Genomic DNA, 16,747 nt, shown 5'->3' with positions numbered 1-16,747 from the left:
CCGGACCGCCAGGTCGTCTTCGACATCCACCAGGGCGTCGACGGCGTGGCCGCGGCGTTCGGCGACGCGGTCGACGAGCCGATCAGCGACTTCGTGAAGGGCAACGTGAAGGCGCGGATGCGGATGATCGCGCAGTACGCGATCGCCGGCCAGGCCGGGATGCTCGTCGTCGGGACCGACCACGCGGCCGAGGCGGTCACCGGCTTCTTCACGAAGTACGGCGACGGCGGCGCCGACGTCCTCCCGCTCACCGGTCTCACCAAGCGGCAGGGGCGCTCGCTCCTCGAGCACCTGGACGCACCGGCCCGGCTCTACGAGAAGGCGCCGACCGCGGACCTGCTCGACGACAACCCCGGCCAGACCGACGAGACGAACCTCGGGCTCACCTACGCCGACCTCGACACGTACCTCGAGGGCGGCGAGGTCGACCGGGCCGTCGCCGAGGCCATCGAGGCGCGGTACGCCGCGACCGAGCACAAGCGCCAGGTGCCGCTGTCGATGTTCGACGACTGGTGGCGCTGAGCCGCCGCTGACCGCTGCCAGCGGCCGGCAGCTCAGGACCGCACGGGGCCCCGCTGAGGCGGGGCTCCCGTGCGTCCGGCGCGGAACCGCCGCGCGGTCCGGACCTGCCGCGGTATCAGGAGTCGGCGCGGGCGTTGTAGACGAGCACCTCGCCGGAGTCGACGGAGGCGCGGTAGGCGCGGAACACGTCGAGGGCCTCGTCGCGGAGCACGCCGTCGACGACCTCGATCCCGCGGGCCTCGAACTGGGCGGCCCAGTCCTCGCGCATCGGCCCCTCGTCGAAGGTGCTGATCTCCTCGAGCTCGGGGCCGGAGCCCGCGACGACCAGGCGGCGCACCCCCGACCACATCGTCGCTCCGTAGCACTGCACGCACGGGCGCCAGTTGACGACCAGGTCGTGCGCGGGGAGGCCCTCGCCGCCGAGGTCCCAGGTGCCGAGCGCGGTCTGCGCGAGACCGAGCGCCGTCACCTCGGCGTGGCCGGACGAGACCCCGCTGCCGAGGACGACGTTCACTCCGACCGAGACGAGACGACCGGAGTCGCGCTCGACGACGATCGCCGCGAACGGGCCGCCGTTCCCCTCGCGGAAGTTGCGGTCGGCGAGCGCGTGCACGAGGGCCATCCGGTCCTCGAGGCTCGGGAGGACCTCGGGGACGTCGCGGAGGGCGTCACCGATCCAGGCGGGCAGGGCGATCTCGTAGCGGGTGGCGAGGCGGTCGATGTCCATGGGTCCTCCGGGAGACGGGGCGGGGCTGGGCGACGGGGCGGAGACGGATGCGCGGCAGGCACGGCACGGGTGACGCGCGGACGGCGGCGGCCGTCGCCCCTCAGCCTCGCAGTGCCGAGCGCCGGAGACGGAATCGGCCCGGCGCGTCGACACGGAGGTCAGGCGAGGAGGGCCTCGCCGAGCGCCGCGGCCTGCGCCGCCCAGAAGCGCTTCGCCACACCGGTCCGGCGGAACAGGGCGTCGAAGCCGTGGAAGGCGCCCTCCACGATCTCGAGCCCGCACGGCACTCCGGCCGCGCGCAGGCGCTCGGCGTAGCGGACGTCCTCGTCGTGGAAGAGGTCGAGGCCGCCGACGCCGATCCAGGCCGGCGGCAGGCCCGTGAGGTCGTCGCGGCGGGCGGGGGCGGCGTAGGCCGTGACGCCGGGGCCGCCGGGCTCGCCTGCGAGGTAGGCGGTCCAGCCGAAGCGGTTGCTGCCCGGGGTCCAGACGCGGACTCCGCGCGGAGGAGGACCGGGCCGGGTGACGGTGCGGTCGTCGAGCATCGGGTAGACGAGCAGCTGGAACGCGGGCTGCGCTCCTCCGCGGTCGTGGGCGAGGAGGGTCGCACCCGCGGCGATGCCGCCGCCCGCGCTCGCGCCTCCGACGGCGATGCGCGCCGGGTCGACGCCGCGCTCCTGCGCGTGCTCGACGAGCCAGTCGAACGCGGCCAGCACGTCCTGGACGGCAGCCGGGGCCGGATGCGCGGGCGCGAGGCGGTAGTCGACGGAGACGACCGTGATGCCCAGGGTGCGTGCGAAGTCGATGCAGGACGCCTCGTCCTGGAGGTGGCTGCCGAGCACCATGCCGCCGCCGTGCACCCAGAGGAGCGCGGGAGCGGTACCGCGGAGGATGCGCGGCCGGTAGCTGCGGGCCCGGACGGGAGCGGCTCCGGCGACGGGGATCTCGACGTCGTCGACCACGATGTCGGGCGGGGCCTCGCCTCCCTCGGCGGCGCGTCGCGTGGCGAGGCGCAGCAGTCGCGGGCCGAGGACGATCGGCGGGAGGAAGCGGCCGAGCGCGAGGTCGGGGTGGAAGAGGGGCGCCGTCGCGGCGGTGCGGGCTGACGCGGTCATGCGCGGGAGGCTACTCCTCGCGACCGTGCCGGCGCCCCTCGGCGGGACTACGGACGCACGAGGGTCTTGATCGCGCGGCGCTCGTCCATGGCGGCGTACGCCTCGGCGATCTCCTCGAGGGGCAGCTCGAGGTCGAAGACCAGACCGGGCTCGATCGCGCCGCTGAGCACGTCCGGCAGCAGCTCGGCCATGTAGCCGCGGACCGGCGCGACTCCGCCGTTGACGCCCACGTTCGAGCCGAACATCTGGCGGACGGGCAGCTCGGGGCCTCCGTTGGGGACGCCGACGTAGCCGACCATGCCGCCGGGGCGGGCGGAGTCGAGGGCCTGCTGCATCGACTCCTTGGTGCCGACGCACTCGAGCACGCAGTCGGCGCCGATCCCGCCGGTCAGCTCGCGGACGCGCGCGACGCCCTCGTCGCCGCGGGTCTCGACGATGTGGGTCGCCCCGAAGCGTCGGGCGAGGTTCTGCCGCGACTCGTGCCGCGACATCGCGATGATCGTGGTCGCGCCGAGGCGCTTGGCCGCCAGGACGGCGCAGAGGCCGACCGCGCCGTCGCCGACGACCGCGACGGTCGAGCCCGCGGTGACGCCGGCCGAGACCGCGGCGTGGTGGCCGGTCCCCATCACGTCGGCGAGGGTGAGCAGGCTGGGGATGAGCGCCGGATCCGGGTCGATGCCCACGCGGAAGAGCGTGCCGTCGGCGAGGGGCACGCGCACCTTCTCGCCCTGGGCGCCGTCCGCGAAGCCCTCCTCGCGGACCTCGGCGCCCCACCAGCCGCCGGTGAGGCACGACGTGGAGACGCCGTTGGCGCAGTTCGCGCAGGTGCCGTCGCAGACGTAGAACGGGGCGATCACGAAGTCGCCGACCGCGACGTCGTGCACGTCGTCGCCGATCTCCTCGACGACGCCGACGAACTCGTGGCCGATGCGGTGCGCCTCCTTGGTGGGCGTGACGCCGCGGTAGGGCCAGAGGTCCGAGCCGCAGACGCAGGCCGCGGTGACGCGGACGATCGCGTCGCGCCCCGTCGAGAGCTGCGGGTCGGGGACCTCCTCGAGTCGGATGTCGCGCTCGCCGTGGATGAGTGTTGCTCGCATGGGTGCTCCTGGTCGGGAGGGGGTGGGGTCGGCGTCCACGGTACGCCCGCGACCGGCCGCGGGCGCCGGAGAGGCGGGGGCTTGCACGAATGCGCGCCGACGCGTCACAGGTGGAGAGCCGGGGCGGTCCGGCGCCGGGCGGGAGGCGTCCTGCCGGAACGGAGCGGACCGCAGCAGCCCTGCGCCGCGTCACGGCTGCGCCTCCGCCCAGCCGTCGCGCCCGATCACGACGTGCGCGAGGAACCGCAGGCCGCACGCCTCTGCCCCGTCGGCGATCGCTCGCGTCGCCGCACGGTCGGAGGGGAGCACCACGGCCTCGCCCGCGTGGCTGTGCGCCAGGCCGATGCCCGCCGCGCCCCGCGCCAGCACCTCGGCGAGCACGGCGGCCACGGGGACCTCGGCGTGCGCCGGGGCTCCGTCGGCCAGCGTCAGGACGTCGCGGACGGCTCCGGACTCGGCGAGCGCCACCGCCAGCACGGTCTCGACCGGCCGGGCGGCCAGCAGCGGAGCGACGAGCCCGGCCAGGCCGGCGGCGTCGGTCACGCGGGCGGCGCGCGAGGCGCGGTTCATCCTCCGCCGCAGCTCGAAGGAGGCGACCAGGCGGCAGGCGGCGACCTCGCCGACTCCGCGGTGCCGCATCAGATCGGCCACCCCGGCCCGGGCGACGGCGTCGATGCCGCCGAAGCGCGCGAGGAGGCGCTGCGCGACGACGGTCGCGTTCGCGCCGCGGACGCCGGCCCCGATGAGCACGGCGAGGGTCTCGGCGTCGGTGAGCGCCTCCGGTCCGTAGGCGCGGAGGCGCTCCCTCGGCCTCTCCTCGGGAGGGAGGTCGGCCATCCGGGGGCCGGGCGTTTCGAAGGACATGCCGCCGACGCTACGGAGCCCGCCGGACGGGCGCGCCGCGGATCCCGCGACTGTGGACGACTCCCGCCCTCGCGCGCCCTGTGGAGGGACATCCCGTCGCCGCCCCCGCGCTCCTCCCCCTGCGGGAACGCAGACGTCGCGGTACTCGACCGCGACCACCGCGACGTCTGCGGACTCGCGACAGGGGTCGAGCACCCCGGTCAGTCCGTCGCGGGCATCCCCGCCGTCACCGACAGGCTCTCGCCGTCCGGCGCCACGTCCACCAGCACCACGTCCCCGTCGCGCACCGTGCCGCCGAGCAGCGCCGTGGCCAGCTGGTCGTCGATCGCCCGCTGCATCAGCCGGCGCAGCGGCCGCGCGCCGTACTGCGGGTCGTAGCCGCGCTCGGCCAGCCACCCGCGGGCCGCGGGCGTCACCGCCAGGTCGAGCCGTCGCTCCGAGAGCCTCCTCGACAGCCGGTCGACGTACAGCGACACGATCTCGCCGAGCTCGGTGCGGTCGAGCGCGTCGAAGATCACGATGTCGTCGAGCCGGTTCACGAACTCGGGCTTGAAGGCCTGGCGCACCATCTGCTGGACCGCCTCCTCCTTCTGCGGCCGTGACAGCGCCGGGTCCACGAGGAACTGCGACCCCAGGTTGGAGGTGAGGATGAGGATCGTGTTGCGGAAGTCGACCGTCCGCCCCTGGCCGTCGGTGAGCCGGCCGTCGTCGAGCACCTGCAGCAGGACGTCGAACACCTCGGGGTGCGCCTTCTCGATCTCGTCGAGGAGCACCACCGAGTACGGGCGGCGGCGGACCGCCTCCGTGAGCTGGCCGCCCTGCTCATAGCCGATGTAGCCGGGAGGGGCGCCGACCAGCCGCGAGACGGCGAACTTCTCGCCGTACTCCGACATGTCGATGCGGACCATCGCCTTCTCGTCGTCGAAGAGGTGGTCGGCGAGTGCCTTCGCCAGCTCGGTCTTGCCGACCCCGGTCGGCCCGAGGAAGAGGAAGGAGCCGGTCGGCCGGTCGGGGTCGGAGATGCCCGCGCGGGTGCGGCGGACCGCGTCCGCGACGGCCGACACCGCCTCATCCTGGCCGATCAATCGGCGGTGCAGCTCGGTCTCGAGGTGCAGCAGCTTCTCGGTCTCGCCCTGCAGGAGGCGCCCGACGGGGATCCCCGTCCAGGCGGCGATCACCGCGGCGATGTCGTCGGCCGTCACCTGCTCGTTGACCATGCGGCCCTCGGCCGGCTCCTCCTCCGCCTCGGCGGCCGCGAGCTCGCGCTCGATCACCGGGATGTCGCCGTAGAGCAGCTTCGACGCGCGCTCGAGCTTGCCCTCGCGCTGCGCCCGCTCGGCGGCGATCCGCAGGGCGTCGAGCCGGTTCTTGAGCTCGCCGACGCGGTTGAGGGAGGCGCGCTCGCGCTCCCAGCGCTCCTGCAGCTCCTCGAGCTGGGCGCCGCGGCGGGCCAGGTCCTCGCGCAGCTTCTCCAGCCGCGCCTTCGAGGCCTCGTCCTTCTCCTTCTTCAGCGCCAGCTCCTCGAGCCTCAGCCGGTCGACGGAGCGGCGCAGCTCGTCGATCTCGACGGGAGCGGAGTCGATCTCCATGCGCAGCCGCGACGCGGCCTCGTCGATCAGGTCGATCGCCTTGTCCGGCAGCTGGCGGGAGGTGATGTAGCGGTTCGAGAGCGACGCGGCGGCGACCAGGGCGGAGTCGGCGATCGCCACCTTGTGGTGCGCCTCGTAGCGCTCCTTCAGCCCGCGGAGGATCGCCACGGTGTCCTCGACGGTCGGCTCGCCGACGAAGACCTGCTGGAAGCGGCGCTCGAGAGCGGCGTCCTTCTCGATGTACTGGCGGTACTCGTCGAGCGTCGTCGCGCCGATCATCCGCAGCTCGCCGCGCGCCAGCATGGGCTTGAGCATGTTCGCGGCCGCCACCGATCCCTCGCCGCCGCCCGCGCCCATCAGCGTGTGCAGCTCGTCGATGAAGGTGATGATCCGGCCGTCGGACTCCTCGATCTCCTGGAGCACGGCCTTCAGCCGCTCCTCGAACTCGCCGCGGTACTTCGCTCCGGCGATCAGGGCCGAGAGGTCGAGGCTGACGAGCTGCTTGCCCTTGAGGCTCTCGGCGACGTCGCCCGCGACGATCCGCTGCGCGAGTCCCTCGACGACGGCGGTCTTGCCGACGCCGGGCTCGCCGATGAGGACGGGGTTGTTCTTGGTGCGGCGCGTGAGCACCTGGCTGACGCGCCGGATCTCGGCGTCCCTCCCGATCACCGGGTCGAGCTTGCCGCTCGCCGCGATGGCGGTCAGGTTGACGCCGTACTGCTCGAGTGCGGACTTCTCGTCCTGCTGGGGCATCCGACCGGCCTGCATGATGGTGGTCTCCTCCGTGGCTCGAAAGTTGAGTTCGACGGACTCAACTTTACTCCCGCGACGGCTCCGGCGGTCAGGCCGTCAGAAGATCGCTGTCGCGGCCCTGGAGCGTCTCGAGCGCGTTCCGGAGGATCGAGCGCAGCCGGAACTCGTCGATCCCGGTCAGCGCCGAGATCTCGGCCTGCGAGAAGCCGCCGGCCGCAGCCAGCAGCAGGAGCTCGCGGTCCGGGCAGTCGAGGGCGAGCAGGCCGCTGCCGAGCGGCCGCCGGGCGAGCTCGTGCGCGGTGCCGAGGGTCTCGCAGAGGACCTCGAGCACCCAGAGCACGGGCTCCGGCGAGCGGGCGCCCTCGCGGGAGCGGCGCCAGACGGCGGTGAAGACGTCGGTGCAGAGCCGGTCGCGGCCGGCCGGGTCGGCCTGGACCGTGCCGACGCACGCCGAGACGAGGCCGCCGAAGCGGTCGACGAGCTCTCCCAGAGCGGAGGCGTCCCCCGTGGCGGAGCGGGCCAGCAGACGGGCGGCGTCCTGCGTCAGCGGCGGACGCACCCGTCCTCCGGTCGCGTCCTCGCCTCCAGCACTCACAGGCCTCAGCGTGTCACCGACTCCGGGACGGCGGGACCAGTTGCGCGGAAGGGGGGTGACAGGTATAGAGCGGATCCGCCATCCGGCATCACAGGCGCGGCCAGCGCGCGCGGGCGAAGCAGAAGAGCCCGTAGGCGATGAGCCCGACGGCGACGAAGCCGAGGAGGAGCACGCCCGCCGGCAGCTCCACGAGCGACTTCAGCGCCTCGTCGAGCCCGCCCGCCTGCTCCGGATCATGGGTGACGGCGGCGACGATCAGCAGCACGCCGAGAGCGCCGAGGACGACGCCCTTGGCGACGTAGCCGGCGACGCCGAGCACGGTGACGACGGTGCCCGCCGTACCGCCCGGCTCCGCGACGTTCTCGAGGAACTTCCTGCTCGCTCCGCGGTACACGAAGGCGCCGCCGACCGCGAGGACGGCCAGTCCCGCGATCACGAGCAGCACGACTCCGCCCGGCGCCGAGAGCACCTGCGCGCTCGCGCTCTCGGACGACTCGGACGAGCTCGACCCGCCGCCCGTCGCGAACTTCAGCGCCGTCACGCCGAGGGCGCCGTAGACGACGGCCTTGCCCGCCTCCTTGAGCCGGCTGCCCCAGGTCTTCAGGGCGCTCTCGCGCGGGCGGACGAGGAACGCCTCGAGCAGCCCCCACAGCGCCAGGCCGAAGAGGCCGACCGTGCAGATCCACAGGATCACCAGACCGCCGGGCTGCGCCGCGAGGGCGCCGAGAGCACCGCTCTGGTCGGCCTCGCCTCCGCCGCCGCGGGCCACGCCGAGCGCGATCACTCCGATCAGGAGGTGGACGAGGCCGTTCGCCGCGAAGCCGCCGCGGGCGAGGGTCCGCACCGCCCGGGAGTCCTGGATGTCGTCGGCGGTGCGCTGGGCGTCGGCGGTGCTCGGAGTGTTCACAGGGTGGACGCTACGCGTTTCCACACCCCCGCGCCCGGCGCTCCGCCGTTCGGAGGTGCTCCCGGAGCCGGTTCTCCACACCTTTCCACAGGGTTGTCCACAGCTGTGGAATCGCTAGAGGGACGAGCGGATCACACGTCGACGGCGCGGACGAGCCCGTCCTGCACGCCGCCCAGCCAGTCGTAGACGCTGCGGATCGCGGCCGCGCTCCCCTCCTCCGGGACGACGTCGTCGGTGTCGTCGATCCCCAGCCGCACGGCCAGAGCGAGCCGCATGTCGGTCAGTGCGCGGAGCCAGGCGATCGCCTGCGGCTCCTCGAGACGAACCGCGACCTCCCCGAGCCCCTCGAAGATCCGGCCGTGACTCGTGCCGTCGCCGGCGTCGAGGGCCGCCGTGACGGCGCGGGCGTCGTCCATCTTGCGGGCGGCGAGGTCCGGAGCGGTGAAGCGGCGGAACTCGTCGGCCGCCTCGGCGTCGTCGCGGTAGGCGTCGGGCAGGAGGCGGGCGAGCGCCGGATCGGAGCGGGCCTCCTCCGAGGACGCCCCGCGATCGAGCAGCTCGAGCATCTCGCCGGCCAGATGGCGGAGGATCCCGGCCTCCTCGCGGTCGAAACGGGCGACGGCCGCTCCGGAGGAGTCGCGGCGGAACGCGCGCATCAGCCGAGTCCTCGGATGCCGCGAGCGGGGTGCTCTCCGGTCTCGGCGGCCGCGGGGCGCAGCGGGGCGCTCACGCGTCGGCCTTCTGCAGCGTCGCCCACAGGCCGTAGCCGTGCATCGCCTCCACGTGCCGCTCCATCTCCTCGCGGTTGCCGGTCGCGACGACCGCGCGCCCCTCGGTGTGCACCTGCAGCATCAGCCGCTCCGCCTCGGCCCGGCCGAAGCCGAAGTAGCTCCGGAAGACGTACGAGACGTACGACATCAGGTTGACCGGATCGTCCCAGACCAGCACGATCCACGGGACCTCGGCCGCCGAGCGAGTCGCCAGGCGCTCGTCCGCGCGCTCGATCGTGTCCGCCATCCCTCCAGCGTAGGCCGCAGCGCGGACGGACGCCCGGGCGCGCGGGCCGGAGCGTGCTGCCCGCAGCCCGCGAGTGCCCAGGAGTCGTCGCACTCGGCGCGGGGGCACGAGGACGGGGACCGCGAGAAGCCAGGAGCAGAGGCAGGAGCGGCGCCCGCCCTACGCCGACAGGCGCGGCAGGACCTCCCGGGCGAAGAAGTCGAGGTGGTCGAGGTCCTGCAGGTCCATGAACTGCAGGTAGACGCGCTCGCAGCCGGCCTCGCGGAGGGACTCGAGGCGGTCGACCGCCTCGTCGACGCCGCCGGCCACTCCGTGCTCGCGCAGCTCGGCGGGCTCGCGGCCGATCGCCGCCGCACGGCGCGTGAACTCCGCCTCGTCGCCTCCGCCGACCGCGATCAGCGCGACCGAGTGCACGAGCGACGAGGGCTCGCGCCCGATCGCCCGGCACGCCTCGTCGACGCGCTCGAAGGCCCCCGGGATCGCGTCGAACTCGGGGAAGGGCAGGTTGAACTCGCTCGCGAACCGCGCCGCGAGCGCCGGGGTCCGCTTGGGGCCGCCGCCACCCACGATCACCGGCAGCGGCAGCCGCGCGGGCTTGGGCAGGGCCGGGGAGTCGGTCAGCGTGTAGTGCTCGCCGGCGAAGGAGTAGCGCTCGCCGACCGGCGTCGACCACAGGCCGGTCACGATCTCGAGCTGCTCCTCGAGGAGGTCGAAGCGGCGCGGAGGGAAGGGGATGCCGTACGCGGCGTGCTCCTGCTCGAACCAGCCGGTGCCGAGGCCGAGCTCGGCACGGCCCCCGGACATCGCGTCGACCTGGGCGACCTGGATCGCGAGGATCCCCGGCGGCCGGTAGGTGACGGAGGAGACGAGGGTGCCGAGCGCGATCCGCTCGGTCTCGCGGGCGAGGCCGGCGAGCGTCGTCCACGCGTCGGACGGGCCCACACCGGGGTCGCCGTCTCCCATCCGGAGGTAGTGGTCGGAGCGGAAGAAGCCGTCGTAGCCGAGGCTCTCGGCGGCCTGCGCGACGGCGAGGAGGTCCTCGTAGCTCGCGCCCTGCTGGGGTTCGGTGAAGACTCTGAACTGCACGGGTCCAGCCTCCCGCACCGGGGCCGGATCATGCCAGCCCGGCTCCCCCGGCCGGGGCCGCCGACGGGCCCCCGTGTACCGTGGACGGTTGCCGCCGACGAGAGGACCCCATGTCCGAGCACCCGTCCTCCCCGGACACCGCCCCCGCCACCGCGGGCACGACCGCCCCTCCGCACCGCCTCGCGCGGTGGGTCTTCTGGCCCGCCGCCGTCCTCACGCTGTCGATCGCGGCCTTCGCGATCCTCGCGCCCGACGCCGCGACCTCCGTGTTCTCGACGCTGCAGACCACCGTCGTCAACACGTTCAGCTGGTACTACGTGCTGATCGCCGCGGTCTTCGTGGCCTTCGCCATCTGGATGGGCGTCAGCCGCTTCGGCGACATCAAGCTCGGCGCCGACGACGACGAGCCCGAGTTCTCGATGCTCGCCTGGATCTCGCTCCTCTTCGCCGCCGGCATGGGCATCGGCCTCGTCTTCTACGGCGTCGCGGAGCCGCTCACCCATTTCGCCACTCCGCGCCCGGGCGTCACCGGCACCGAGACGCAGCTCGCGCAGAGCGCGATCTCGCAGACCTACCTGCACTGGGGCGTCCACGCCTGGTCCATCTACGTGGTGGTCGGCCTCGCCCTCGCCTACGCGATCCACCGCCGCAAGCGGCCGGTGTCGATCCGCTGGGCGCTGGAGCCGCTGCTGGGCCGCCGGGTCCGCGGCGGCTGGGGCAACGCGATCGACGTGGTCGCCCTGGTCGGCACCATGTTCGGAGTCGCGACCTCGCTCGGCCTGGGCGTCACCCAGATCTCGGCGGGCCTGGAGGCGAGCGGCATCGTGGAGTCGTCGCTCATCGTGCAGATCGTGGTCATCGCCGTGGTCACGGGCCTGACCGTCTTCTCGCTGATCTCGGGCGTGGGCAAGGGCATGAAGTGGCTGTCGACCGGCAACCTGCTGCTCGCCGCGGCGCTCCTCGTCTTCGTGCTCGTCGCCGGCCCGACCCAGTTCCTCCTCCGCGAGTTCGTGCAGTCGCTCGGCAACTACCTGCAGAACTTCATCGGCCTGACCTTCACGGTCAGCGCCTACGCCGGCCGCGAGGGCGAGCAGTGGCAGGCCTCGTGGACCACGTTCTACTGGGGCTGGTGGATGTCGTGGGCGCCGTTCGTCGGCATCTTCATCGCCCGCGTCTCGAAGGGCCGGACGGTCCGCGAGTTCGTCGGCGGCGTGCTCCTCGTGCCGACGATCATGACCTTCCTCTGGTTCAGCGTCCTCGGCGGCACCGCCATCTACCGCGAGCTCTACGGCGACGGCGGCCTCGTCGGCGCCGACGGCTCGGTCGACACCAACCTGGCGCTCTTCTCGATGCTGCAGGGACTGCCCGCGGGCTCGGTGCTGACGATCGGCGCGATCCTCCTGATCGGCGTCTTCTTCGTCACCTCCGCCGACTCCGGAGCGCTGGTGATGTCGATGATCGCGACCGGCGGCGAGCCGGAGCCGCGCAACCGCATCCGCGTGTTCTTCGCCGTCGCGACCGCGCTGCTCGCCCTGTCGCTCCTGGTCGCCGGCGGCCTCGACGCCCTGCAGACCGCGGCGATCCTCTCGGCCCTGCCGTTCAGCGTCGTGATGATCCTGATGTGCGTCGCGACGGTGATCGCCTTCCGCCGCGAGATCCGCGCCTACGACAAGGCCCGCCGCAAGGCGTTCGTCGGCGACATCGGCACGTTCTACGGCCTCGAGGTCGAGGATCCGGCGGAGCGCGAGCCCGCCCACCCGATCAAGCGCCTCGCGCACCGCCTGAAGCCGGGGTCGAAGGAGTAGCCGGCTCGGAGGAGCAGCCAGGTCGGAGGAGGCCGGGCGCCGCTGGGGCGCCAGGTCGGAGGAGGCCGGGCGCCGCTGGGGCGCCAGGTCGGAGGAGGCCGGGCGCCGCTGGGGCGCCCGGCCGGCCGATCAGCTGGGCGACGGGATGAAGGGGTGCTCCGGCGGGTCCTGGTCGTCGCCGAGGCGGGCGTCGGCGCCCTGGTCGAGCGCCTCGTCGATCGACTCGGGGTCGTCGATCTCGGCCGGGTCCTCCGGCGGGACCGGCAGGGAGTCGCCGTCGGGGCGGGTGGTGTCGGTGACGTCCTCGGGGGCGTCGAAGCCGAAGCTGCTCATGGTTCCCTCTCCGCGGTGCGCCCGGGAGGCGGCGCCGCTGCGGGCAGCCTAGGTCGCGCCCCCGGAGGCGGTCACGGACTTGACGGGGCACCCGAGGGGCCCCGCGGGGTCGGCCCGCTCCGGAGGAGCATCCGCCCCGGCAGCCGTCAGTGCACGTACTCGAGCAGGTCGGCTCCGAGAGTGCGCATGCCCTCCAGCACCGCGAGGCGGTAGTGCAGGGTCGTGTCGTCGAACTGGGTGGCGACCGCGTAGGCGACTCCGGCGCGCGGGCCGCGGAGGACGCCGGCCTCGGCGCGGACGCCGACGTCGGTGCCGGTCGCGTTGACGAGCAGGACCCCGTGGTCGGGGTGGCGGTGCGCGAGCGGGTCGAGCCCGAACGAGGCGGCGACCATCGAGAGGTCGGTGCCGAGCGAGAGCCAGCCGATCACCCGCGAGCTCACGGCGGCGTCGACGATCTCGCCGTTCGCGAGGGTGGCGAGCAGCCAGGTCAGCTCGCGCGCGGAGCCGATCGAGAGCTGCGGCGCGTCGTCGGGACCGCGCTCGTCGCGCACGACGTCGAGCAGGGCGGTGCGGGAGAGGCCGAGCGCCTCCGCCCGCTCGCGCACGGCGTCGAGACCGACGCGGCGCAGCAGGACGTTGGTCGCGAGGTTGTCGCTGGAGGCACCGACGAGGGCGGCGAGGTCGGCGATCGGCATCGACGGCACCTGGAGGTGCTGCCAGAGCCCGGACCCCGAGACCGCGTCCGACGCGGTCCGGTCGACCAGGCGCAGGTTCTCCTGCGGCTCGTTCGCCAGCCGGGCGGCGACCTCGATCAGCAGCACGACGGTGCCGAGGGAGGCGGTGGGCATCGAGACGGAGTCGTCGACCGCGAACAGGGTGCGGCCGGTCGCCAGGTCGACGGCGCGCGCCGAGACGACGACCCCGTCGATCGCGAGACGGCCGAGGGCGTCGAAGCCGCGCTGGAAGTTCTCGCGGTCGCCGCCGCCCTTGTGACGCCCCCGGCGGTTGCGTCGGCTCTCACGGCGGGTCTCGCTGGTGGGGATCACCACGGGTACGGCCCCTCTACGGGTCGGGAGTGCGGTCGTGCGGAGGGGGACCTGGGTCCTCACGCGCCGGCAGGACGCGCGATCGGCGGACGACCCCGCTGCATCGGTCGGCTCTCGATGCCCGGGGCTCCTCGTCCGTGGTGCGGAGGTGGTCGGCGGCGACTACCAGATGGTGACGCGCTCGCTCGGGGAGAGCCAGAGGGCGTCGCCTTCGGAGACGTCAAAAGTAGCGTAGAACTCGTCGATGTTCCGGACGATCTGGTTGCAGCGGAACTCGGCCGGAGCGTGCGGATCGATGGCGAGGAGGCGGATCGTCTCCTCGTCGCGCGACTTCTGCTGCCAGGCCTGCGCCCAGGAGAGGAAGAAGCGCTCGGCGCCGGTCAGGCCGTCCACGACGGGCGGCTCCTCGCCGTCCAGCGAGAGCAGGTACGCCTTCCAGGCGATGCCGAGACCGCCGAGGTCGCCGATGTTCTCGCCGATGGTCAGGGCGCCGTTCACGTGGTGCCCGGGCGTGGTCGCGGGAGCGAGCGCGTCGTACTGCGCGATGAGCGCCTTCGTCCGCTCCTCGAACGCGGCCCGGTCCTCCTCGGTCCACCAGTCGGTGAGGCGGCCGTCGCCGTCGAAGCGCGAGCCCTGGTCGTCGAAGCCGTGGCCGATCTCGTGGCCGATGACGGCGCCGATCGCTCCGTAGTTCGCGGCGGGGTCGCGGGCCTCGTCGAAGAAGGGGAACTGCAGGATCGCGGCGGGGAAGACGATCTCGTTGAAGCCCGGGTTGTAGTACGCGTTGATCGTCTGCGGGGTCATGAACCACTCGTCGCGGTCGAGCGGGCGGCCGATCTTGCCGAGCTCGCGGGCGAACTCGAACTCGGCCACGCGGCGGGCGTTGCCGAGCAGGTCGGCCGGGTCGATCGAGAGGGCGGAGTAGTCGCGCCAGCGCACCGGGTAGCCGATCTTGGGCGTGAACTTCGCGAGCTTCTCGAGCGCGCGCTCGCGGGTGGCGGGGCTCATCCACTCCAGGTCGACGATGGAGCGGCGGTACGCCTCGATGAGGTTCGCGACCAGCACGTCCATCGCGGCTTTCGCCGTCTCGGGGAAGTGGCGGGCGACGTAGGTGCGGCCGACCGCCTCTCCGAGCGAGCCCTCGACGAGCGAGACGGCGCGCTTCCAGCGCTCCCGCTTCTGCGGGGTGCCGGTGAGGGTGCGGCCGTAGAAGTCGAAGTTGGCGTCGACGAACCCGCTGGACAGGTAGGCCGCGGCTCCGCGGATCACCTGCCAGGACAGCCAGTCGCGCCAGGCCGGGAGGCGGTCCTCGGTGAGCAGGCCCGCGAGGCCCTGGAGGAAGCTCGGCTGGCGGACGACCACCTCGGCGAGCGCCCCCTCCGGAGCGCCCATCGCGGTGAGCCACACGCCGAGGTCGACGCCTGCGGCGAGCTCCTCGACCTCGGACCAGGAGCGGAGGTTGTAGGTCGCCTGGCTGTCGCGGCTGCGGACCTTGTCCCAGTGCGCGGCGGCCAGGTCGGTCTCGAGGGCGACGATGCGCTCGGCGCGGGCCTCGGCGGCGTCGATGCCGGCCAGCGCCAGCATCCGCGCGACGAACGGCGTGTAGGCCTCGCGGACGGAGGCGAACTCCTCCTCGCGGTAGTAGCTCTCGTCCGGCAGGCCGAGGCCGCCCTGGTTGACGAAGACGAGGTAGCGCTCGGGGCTGCCCGGGTCGTTGTCGACGAAGAGGCCGAAGAGCCCGGGGACGCCGGTGCGCTCGAAGGCGCCGACCGCGCGGAGCAGGCCGGGGATCGAGTCGACCCGCTGCACGGCGGCGAGGTCGTCGGCGATCGGGGCGGCGCCGAGCTCCTCTGCCCGCTCCTCGTCCATGAAGGAGGCGTAGAGGTCGCCGAACAGGCGCTCCTCGGTGCCGTGCTGCGCGGTCTGCGCCTCGACGATGATGTCGCGCACGGCCTTCTCCGCCTCCTCCTGGAGCACGTGGAAGGAGCCGTAGCGCGCCTTGTCGGCGGGGATCTCGGTGCGGTCGATCCAGAGCCCGTTGACGTGCCGGTAGAGGTCGTCCTGCGGGCGCGTCGCGGGGTCGAGTTCGGAGCGGTCGATACCGGAGCGAGGCGTCGTCGAGGTCATGGCGGACAGCCTACGTCGGGCCGCCGACACGGTGGCGCGAGGTGCGGCGGGTCGAGCGCGGAGCCGCGGAGGGCGGGCGCGGAGCCGCGGACGGGAGTGCCCGGCGCGGAGCCGCGGGAGGGCCGGGCGCGCCACCGTCCGGCTCGCGGGAGCGGACTGCTCCTGCGAGCCGGACGGTGGCCGACGGGGACGCCGGAGCGTCAGCGCCCGAGCTGCTCCTCGACGTACGCGCGGATCGGCGTGGTCGGCCGCCCGATCAGGCGGGCGAGCGAGCCGTCGGTCCCGCCGAGGAGGCCGTCGGCGATGTTCGCGTCGAGGCCGACGACGAAGCCGACTCCGCCCTCGGGGACGCCGGCGCCGGTGAGGACGCGGGCGTGCTCGTCGGAGGAGACGTGGCTGATCGCGGCGTCGCGTCCGGCGACCTCGGCGACGATCGCGGCCAGCTCGTCGAAGCTCCAGGCGGTGTCGCCGGAGAGCTCGTGCACGGTGCCGACCAGGGACGGGTCGGTCAGGGCGACCGCTGCGGCCTCGGCGTAGTCCGTGCGCGCGGCGCTGGCGACGCGGCCCTCGCCGGCGCTCGAGAGGGTGCTGCCGGTGGAGGCGAGCTCGGCGACGGTCTGCTCGTAGTTCTCGTTGTACCAGCCGTTGCGGAGGACGACGGCGGGGACGCCGCTGGCGGCGATCGCCTCCTCCGTGGCCTTGTGCTCGGGGGCGAGGATGAGCGCGCTCGTGGTCGCCTTCGGGGCGCTCGTGTAGACCAGGCGCGCGCCGGCGCGGACGGCGGCGTCGATCGCGGCGGTGTGCTGCGCGACCCGCCTGCCGACCTCGGAGCCCGAGACGAGGAGGACGGCCTCGGCGCCGGAGAAGGCGGCGTCGAGCGAGGCGGGGTCGTCGAAGTCCGCGACGGCGGTGCGGACGCCGAGGTCGGCGGCGAGCGCCTCGAGCTTCGCGGCGTCGCGGCCGGTGGCGACGATGTCGGAGGCGGCGGTGCCGCGGGCGAGCAGGTGCTCGACGGCGAGACGGCCGAGGTGGCCGGTGGCTCCGGTGACGACGAGGGTCATGAGGGGTCCTTCCTGACGGGTGGGGCGGGCGGTGTCTGACATGGAGGTCCTTCGATCACGAGCAGGAGACGCGATCGAGGCAAGCAGGGGGAGGGGGCGCCGATGC

Annotated in this window: 16 protein-coding genes; 2 read left to right on the top strand and 14 right to left on the bottom strand. The window is 73.7% G+C overall.

What is annotated here, in order from left to right; all coding sequences use genetic code 11:
• The coding region (gene nadE, locus C5C27_RS12975; RefSeq protein WP_146079688.1) for an ammonia-dependent NAD(+) synthetase at window positions 1-522 on the top strand (522 nt) is incomplete at its 5' end.
• Between the two features lie 115 nt (window positions 523-637).
• On the opposite strand, the gene C5C27_RS12970 is transcribed toward nadE, so the two are convergent.
• From C5C27_RS12970 to C5C27_RS12925, 10 genes are all read right to left on the bottom strand, one after another.
• Window positions 638-1,249, bottom strand: a complete 612-nt coding sequence (locus tag C5C27_RS12970; protein WP_181027247.1) for a nucleoside deaminase — start codon at window positions 1,247-1,249, stop codon at window positions 638-640.
• A 158-nt stretch (window positions 1,250-1,407) separates the two neighbouring features.
• A complete protein-coding gene (locus C5C27_RS12965) occupies window positions 1,408-2,361 on the bottom strand; it encodes an alpha/beta hydrolase (protein WP_104314592.1) in 954 nt (317 codons plus the stop codon).
• 47 nt (window positions 2,362-2,408) lie between these two features.
• Entirely contained in the window at window positions 2,409-3,458 is a 1,050-nt protein-coding gene (locus C5C27_RS12960; protein WP_104222823.1) for a zinc-dependent alcohol dehydrogenase family protein, read from the bottom strand.
• A 189-nt stretch (window positions 3,459-3,647) separates the two neighbouring features.
• Complete coding sequence (locus C5C27_RS12955) at window positions 3,648-4,322, bottom strand: RadC family protein (protein ID WP_104239580.1); 675 nt, start codon at window positions 4,320-4,322, stop codon at window positions 3,648-3,650.
• Window positions 4,323-4,522: 200 nt separating this feature from the next.
• Window positions 4,523-6,664 (bottom strand): ATP-dependent Clp protease ATP-binding subunit, encoded by a 2,142-nt coding sequence (locus C5C27_RS12950; RefSeq protein WP_374953255.1) that lies wholly within the window; start codon window positions 6,662-6,664, stop codon window positions 4,523-4,525.
• An 88-nt stretch (window positions 6,665-6,752) separates the two neighbouring features.
• Window positions 6,753-7,259 (bottom strand): RNA polymerase sigma factor, encoded by a 507-nt coding sequence (locus C5C27_RS12945; protein WP_146079687.1) that lies wholly within the window; start codon window positions 7,257-7,259, stop codon window positions 6,753-6,755.
• A gap of 88 nt (window positions 7,260-7,347) precedes the next feature.
• Complete coding sequence (locus C5C27_RS12940) at window positions 7,348-8,166, bottom strand: DUF1206 domain-containing protein (protein ID WP_104314590.1); 819 nt, start codon at window positions 8,164-8,166, stop codon at window positions 7,348-7,350.
• A 131-nt stretch (window positions 8,167-8,297) separates the two neighbouring features.
• On the bottom strand, window positions 8,298-8,822 hold the full coding sequence (locus C5C27_RS12935) for a DUF2017 domain-containing protein (protein ID WP_104225742.1): 525 nt from the start codon (window positions 8,820-8,822) through the stop codon (window positions 8,298-8,300).
• Window positions 8,823-8,892: 70 nt separating this feature from the next.
• Window positions 8,893-9,183: an ATP-dependent Clp protease adapter ClpS gene (clpS, locus tag C5C27_RS12930; protein WP_104222829.1), complete on the bottom strand. Its 291-nt coding sequence runs from the start codon at window positions 9,181-9,183 to the stop codon at window positions 8,893-8,895.
• Between the two features lie 159 nt (window positions 9,184-9,342).
• Entirely contained in the window at window positions 9,343-10,269 is a 927-nt protein-coding gene (locus C5C27_RS12925) for an LLM class F420-dependent oxidoreductase (protein WP_104222830.1), read from the bottom strand.
• A gap of 110 nt (window positions 10,270-10,379) precedes the next feature.
• On the opposite strand from C5C27_RS12925, the gene C5C27_RS12920 reads away from it, so the two are divergent.
• Window positions 10,380-12,074, top strand: a complete 1,695-nt coding sequence (locus tag C5C27_RS12920; protein ID WP_104250702.1) for a BCCT family transporter — start codon at window positions 10,380-10,382, stop codon at window positions 12,072-12,074.
• Between the two features lie 129 nt (window positions 12,075-12,203).
• Here C5C27_RS12920 and C5C27_RS12915 read toward each other — a convergent pair whose 3' ends face one another.
• The 4 genes from C5C27_RS12915 to C5C27_RS12900 form a co-directional block, all read right to left on the bottom strand.
• Window positions 12,204-12,407: a hypothetical protein gene (locus C5C27_RS12915; protein WP_104222832.1), complete on the bottom strand. Its 204-nt coding sequence runs from the start codon at window positions 12,405-12,407 to the stop codon at window positions 12,204-12,206.
• Between the two features lie 146 nt (window positions 12,408-12,553).
• On the bottom strand, window positions 12,554-13,456 hold the full coding sequence (locus tag C5C27_RS12910; protein WP_104239472.1) for a serine hydrolase: 903 nt from the start codon (window positions 13,454-13,456) through the stop codon (window positions 12,554-12,556).
• 159 nt (window positions 13,457-13,615) lie between these two features.
• Window positions 13,616-15,580 carry a M13 family metallopeptidase gene (locus C5C27_RS12905; protein WP_104222834.1) on the bottom strand — a complete coding sequence of 655 codons (1,965 nt, stop codon included), beginning with the start codon at window positions 15,578-15,580 and terminating at the stop codon, window positions 13,616-13,618.
• Window positions 15,581-15,780: 200 nt separating this feature from the next.
• The gene (locus tag C5C27_RS12900) at window positions 15,781-16,641 is read right to left on the bottom strand and encodes an NmrA family NAD(P)-binding protein (RefSeq protein WP_104250704.1); all 861 of its coding nucleotides are present in this window, start codon (window positions 16,639-16,641) and stop codon (window positions 15,781-15,783) included.
• Window positions 16,642-16,747: the final 106 nt, after the last annotated feature.

Origin of the sequence: Rathayibacter sp. AY2B7 (genome assembly GCF_002931635.1) — a bacterium.
Lineage (GTDB): Bacteria > Actinomycetota > Actinomycetes > Actinomycetales > Microbacteriaceae > Rathayibacter.
The sequence above is the reverse complement of the archived record's forward strand: the minus strand, read 5'-3'. Positions and strand labels throughout refer to the sequence as shown.

Coding starts and splice junctions, on each gene's coding strand:
- C5C27_RS12970 (WP_181027247.1), bottom strand. CDS start 1,249: ATGGACATCGACCGCCTCGCCACCCGCTACGAGATCGCCCTGCCCGCC.
- C5C27_RS12915 (WP_104222832.1), bottom strand. CDS start 12,407: ATGAGCAGCTTCGGCTTCGACGCCCCCGAGGACGTCACCGACACCACC.
- clpS (WP_104222829.1), bottom strand. CDS start 9,183: ATGGCGGACACGATCGAGCGCGCGGACGAGCGCCTGGCGACTCGCTCG.
- C5C27_RS12955 (WP_104239580.1), bottom strand. CDS start 4,322: ATGTCCTTCGAAACGCCCGGCCCCCGGATGGCCGACCTCCCTCCCGAG.
- C5C27_RS12920 (WP_104250702.1), top strand. CDS start 10,380: ATGTCCGAGCACCCGTCCTCCCCGGACACCGCCCCCGCCACCGCGGGC.
- C5C27_RS12965 (WP_104314592.1), bottom strand. CDS start 2,361: ATGACCGCGTCAGCCCGCACCGCCGCGACGGCGCCCCTCTTCCACCCC.
- C5C27_RS12935 (WP_104225742.1), bottom strand. CDS start 8,822: ATGCGCGCGTTCCGCCGCGACTCCTCCGGAGCGGCCGTCGCCCGTTTC.
- C5C27_RS12905 (WP_104222834.1), bottom strand. CDS start 15,580: ATGACCTCGACGACGCCTCGCTCCGGTATCGACCGCTCCGAACTCGAC.
- C5C27_RS12950 (WP_374953255.1), bottom strand. CDS start 6,664: ATGCCCCAGCAGGACGAGAAGTCCGCACTCGAGCAGTACGGCGTCAAC.
- C5C27_RS12960 (WP_104222823.1), bottom strand. CDS start 3,458: ATGCGAGCAACACTCATCCACGGCGAGCGCGACATCCGACTCGAGGAG.
- C5C27_RS12900 (WP_104250704.1), bottom strand. CDS start 16,641: ATGACCCTCGTCGTCACCGGAGCCACCGGCCACCTCGGCCGTCTCGCC.